Here is a 514-nt window from a genome sequence, read left to right on the forward strand (position 1 = left end):
GCAGGGCTATCACTTCGGCCGGCCGGTGCCGGCCCGCGTCCTCGAAGAGCTGCCGGCCTTCGCCGACCAGGACTGAGCCCGGCAGGCTCAGCCCGGCGCGCCGCGAAACTTGTCCGGCCGCAGCACGGCCACGTCGGTCACGAACATCACCATGCCGTAGTTGGCCGAGTAGCCGGCGTGGAGCGTGTCCACGATGGCCTCGGCGGTCAGCTCGTCGCACAGCACCTCCACGCGGATGTTGGCCGACGCCCCCCACGACCCGTCGCGCAGGCCGTGGGCGCCCTGCCCGCGGGCCTCGGTGATGGTGTAGCCGCGGGCCCCGAGGCGGGCCAGTTCGCGCACCAGCTCGGGCTCCAGGCTGGCTTCGCAGATGATGGTGAGGAGCCTGCGCAGGCTCAGGGGCAGATTCATCAGATCACTCCGGCAAGGTGGCTGGCGAGCCAGTGGTAGGTCGGCACGCCGACCAGCAGGTTGAACGGGAAGGTGATGCCCAGCGACGCGCCGATCGACAGCG

The 514-nt window shown here is 71.0% G+C and carries 2 protein-coding genes; both read right to left on the bottom strand.

Annotation, left to right across the window (positions count from 1 at the left end; all coding sequences use genetic code 11):
• Positions 1–87: 87 nt before the first annotated feature.
• A complete protein-coding gene (locus tag L6Q67_RS24495) occupies positions 88–411 on the bottom strand; it encodes a transcriptional regulator (RefSeq protein WP_284188317.1) in 324 nt (107 codons plus the stop codon).
• On the bottom strand, positions 411–512 hold the full coding sequence (locus L6Q67_RS24620) for a sodium-dependent bicarbonate transport family permease (RefSeq protein WP_367171696.1): 102 nt from the start codon (positions 510–512) through the stop codon (positions 411–413). The genes L6Q67_RS24495 and L6Q67_RS24620 overlap by 1 nt, the downstream gene beginning before the upstream one ends.
• Positions 513–514: the final 2 nt, after the last annotated feature.

It is taken from the genome of Zoogloea sp. (assembly GCF_023150065.1).
Classification (GTDB): Bacteria; Pseudomonadota; Gammaproteobacteria; order Burkholderiales; family Rhodocyclaceae; genus Zoogloea.